The sequence below is a fragment of the Streptomyces niveiscabiei genome, from assembly GCF_001419795.1.
In the GTDB taxonomy this organism is placed as follows: domain Bacteria; phylum Actinomycetota; class Actinomycetes; order Streptomycetales; family Streptomycetaceae; genus Streptomyces; species Streptomyces niveiscabiei.
The window spans coordinates 1-3,431 of the sequence record NZ_LIRL01000041.1; the positions used below are offsets into that span (position 1 = coordinate 1).

Consider the following 3,431-nt stretch of genomic DNA (forward strand, 5'->3'; position numbering starts at 1 on the left):
GGCCTGCGCCGCGAGGAGGTCGCCCAGCTCTCCGGCGTCGGCGTCACCTGGTACACGTGGCTGGAACAGGGCCGCCCGATCAACGCCTCCGCGCAGGTCCTGGACGCGATCGCGCGCACCCTGCGCCTCGACCAGCCCGAGCGCGAGCACCTCTACCACCTCGCGGAAGTCCCGTTCACGGCCCACCCGGAGACCGAGGTCCGCTGCGTCACCCCGGAGGTCCAGGGCATCCTCGACGCCCTCGCCCCGCGCCCGGCGGTGGTCTACAACGCCCGCTACGACATCCTCGCCGCCAACGCCCCGTACCGCACCCTGTTCCTCCGCTCCGAGGAGGGCGTGCCCAACGCCCTGTGGCGCCTGTTCACCGCCCGGGACGGCGAGTGCCCCCTCGCCTTCCGGGACAAGGAACTCCCGGTCATGGTCGCCACGCTGCGCTCCGCGTACGGCCTGCACGCCGGTGAGCCGGCCTGGGAGGGGTTCGTCCAGCGCCTGTCCGCGGCCAGCGAGATGTTCGCCCGCCTCTGGAAGTCCGGCGACGTCGTGGAACCCGGCCGCCGCGTGAAGGTCTTCCGCGGCTGCGGCTTCGGCGAACTCCGCATGACGTCCATGTCCCTGTCGATCGACGGGATGCCGGAGTGCCGGATCGTCGTCTACACACCGAGCGACGAGGAATCGGCGGAGCGGACAAGGCGGCTGACGACAAAGAATCCCGCCCCCACCGGGGACGGGATCTTGAGGAGTGGAGCTAAGGAGAATTGAACTCCTGACCTCCTGCATGCCATGCAGGCGCTCTACCAACTGAGCTATAGCCCCTTGTGTTCTTCCCGTTCCGTCTGGCCGGGCGAACAAGAAGAACTTTAGCCTGCGACCTGCCGGAAAGTGAAATCCGGGGTGCGGGCCGCCGGGGACGGTCAGTCGTCGTCGCCGAGGACGGGTTCCGGGAGGGTTCCGGCGTTGTGTTCCAGGAGCCGCCAGCCGCGGGCGCCCTCGCCGAGGACGGACCAGCAGCAGTTGGAGAGCCCGCCGAGGGACTCCCAGTTCCCGGAGTCGAGCCCGAGGAGGCGCCCGATGGTGGTGCGGATCGTGCCGCCGTGGCTGACGACGACGAGCGTGCCGTCGTCGGGCAGCTTCTCGGCGTGCCGCAGGACGACGGGGGCGGCCCGGTCGGCGACCTCGGTCTCCAGCTCGCCGCCGCCCCGCCGGACCGCCTCGCCGCGCTTCCACGCGGTGTACTCGGCGCCGTACCGCGTGACGATCTCCTCGTGGGTCAGCCCCTGCCAGACGCCCGCGTACGTCTCGCGCAGCGCCTCGTCGTGGGTGACGTCGAGGCCGGTGAGCGCGGCGAGTTCGGCGGCCGTGTCGGCGGCTCGGGAGAGGTCGGAGGCGACGATGGCGTCCGGCCGGAGGGAGGCCAGCAGGCGGGCGGCGCGGCGGGCCTGGGCGATGCCGGTCTCCGTCAGGGCGACGTCCGTGGTGCCCTGGAAGCGGCGTTCCACGTTCCACGCGGTCTGGCCGTGCCGCCACAGGATGACCCGGCGGCCCCGCCCGGGCCTGCCGTCGGCGACCTCACCCGTGGCGCTCACCACTCACCGCCGGCGCTGTCCTCGGCGGCCTGGAGCTTGGCGTGTTCCTCGCCCTTGCCGCGGGTCGCCTTGGCGTCCTCGGGCAGGTCGAGCTCGGGGCAGTCCTTCCAGAGCCGCTCCAGCGCGTAGAACACCCGCTCCTCGCTGTGCTGGACGTGGACGACGATGTCGACGTAGTCCAGCAGCACCCAGCGCGCCTCGCGGTCGCCCTCGCGGCGTACCGGCTTGGCGCCCAGCTCCTTGCTGAGCCGCTCCTCGATCTCGTCGACGATCGACTTGACCTGGCGGTCGTTGGGGGCCGACGCGAGCAGGAAGGCGTCCGTGATGGAGAGCACATCGCTCACGTCGTAGGCGATGATGTCGTGCGCGAGCTTGTCGGCCGCGGCCTGAGCGGCGGCCGAGATGAGCTGGACAGAGCGGTCGGTGGCGGTCACTGCACGGCTTTCCCTAGACGGTCGGTTACCTGTCAAGGGTCTCACGGCCGGCCGAGCCCGCTCACGCGATAAATATCAGGACGCCGACCGCTTGTAGTCCTTCCCGAGGATCACGGTGACGTCCCCGCCGGAGGCGGCCGTGGATTTCCTGACGGCGCCGTCGGCCAGGCCGAGGGTCTTGGCGACCTCGGTGGCGTTGTTCTTGTCGGCGTCGTCGCTGTAGGTGACGGACGAGGTGGCGGCGGTCGAGGTGGCGGTGCCGCCGTCGAGGACGGTGAAGCCGCCGTTGAGCAGGACGACGCGGGCGTCCTCGGAGTCGGCCCGCTTCCCGGTGGCGTTCTGCACGGAGACGCGGACGGCGGCGCCGGGGTCGGGGCTCTTGGCCGTACCGCCGAGGACGTCCTTGACGACCTCGCCGCTGGCCTCGGCGCTGAGCGTGCCGTCCTTCTGGACGGGCAGGGTGTCGGTCTTGTAGTCGCCGCCCTTGGCGAGGGTGGCGAGGTTCGCGAGGAAGGCGCCGAGGTCCTTGTCCGTGAGGGACGGGTCGAGGATCTGCGCGAGGGTCTGGACGGTGATCGTCGCGGCCTGCGCGTCGGAGGAGACCTTGCGCAGCACCCCTTGCATGACCTGCCCGAACCGCGCGAGCTGGGCGTCCTGCGTCTCCTCCTCGCCCCGGTACGTGGCGTACGCGACGGCCATCTTGCCGCTGAGCGACTGCTTCTCGCCCTTGTTGACCAGCGCCTCGGCGCCCTTCTTGGCGGCCGGGTCGGGGACGGTCGTGTCGGTGTCGATCTCGATGCCGCCGACCAGGTCGACGAGGTTCTGGAGGTAGGGGGTGTCCAGGCGCCAGGTCCCCTCGATGCTCGTGCCGAGGACGGTGTCCAGCGCGTCCCGGGTGCCCGCCGAGCCGTCGTCGTCCACGGACTTCGCGAGCGTCGTGCTGTTCCCGTCGTCCGTGGTCACGACGAGGGAGTTCGGCAGCAGGACCGTCGTCCCCCGCTTCGCGGTCGTGTTGTCGACCAGCAGCAGCGAGGAGGTGCCGCCCTTCGCGGTGTCGTGGAGGTGGACGACGACGACGTCCCGCTTCTGCGCGGCGCCGCCGGTCGCGGTGGTGGCCTTGCCGTCCGAGGAGGACAGGCCGGGGAGCTTGCCCGCGTACGCGAGGTAGCCGAGCCCGCCGACGGCGGCCAGCGCGAGGACGACGACGAGCGCGACGAGCCGGCTCTTCGCGCGCCGCTTGGCCTCCTCGCGGCGCTCCGTGCGGTTCTCGGTGAAGTTCAGCCAGTCGATGACGTCCTCGGAGTCGGCACTCGGCTCCTCGACGAACGCGAACTGCTCGGTCTTGTACTCCCGTTGCTCCTCGGCGGGGGCGTCCTCGGCGGGGGCCTGCGGGGCCTCCTCCTCGGCGGGGGTG

General features: G+C 71.3%; 4 protein-coding genes and 1 tRNA gene. 1 reads left to right on the forward strand and 4 read right to left on the reverse strand.

The features are described 5' to 3' along the window. On the forward strand, positions 1-759 hold a 759-nt coding region (locus AOK24_RS44940; RefSeq protein ID WP_107103883.1), incomplete at its 5' end, for a helix-turn-helix transcriptional regulator. On the opposite strand, the gene AOK24_RS02735 is transcribed toward AOK24_RS44940, so the two are convergent. The 4 genes from AOK24_RS02735 to AOK24_RS02750 all read right to left on the reverse strand — a co-directional run. Then, positions 741-813: transfer RNA gene (locus tag AOK24_RS02735), tRNA-Ala, on the reverse strand. The two genes, AOK24_RS44940 and AOK24_RS02735, sit on opposite strands and share 19 nt — an antisense overlap. A 98-nt stretch (positions 814-911) precedes the next feature. Then, positions 912-1,583: a histidine phosphatase family protein gene (locus AOK24_RS02740; protein ID WP_055718437.1), complete on the reverse strand. Its 672-nt coding sequence runs from the start codon at positions 1,581-1,583 to the stop codon at positions 912-914. Next, the gene (rsfS, locus tag AOK24_RS02745; protein ID WP_055718435.1) at positions 1,580-2,017 is read right to left on the reverse strand and encodes a ribosome silencing factor; all 438 of its coding nucleotides are present in this window, start codon (positions 2,015-2,017) and stop codon (positions 1,580-1,582) included. Before rsfS ends, AOK24_RS02740 begins: the two co-directional genes overlap by 4 nt. Positions 2,018-2,092: 75 nt before the next feature. After that, the coding region (locus AOK24_RS02750) for an LCP family protein (RefSeq protein WP_055718436.1) at positions 2,093-3,431 on the reverse strand (1,339 nt) is incomplete at its 5' end.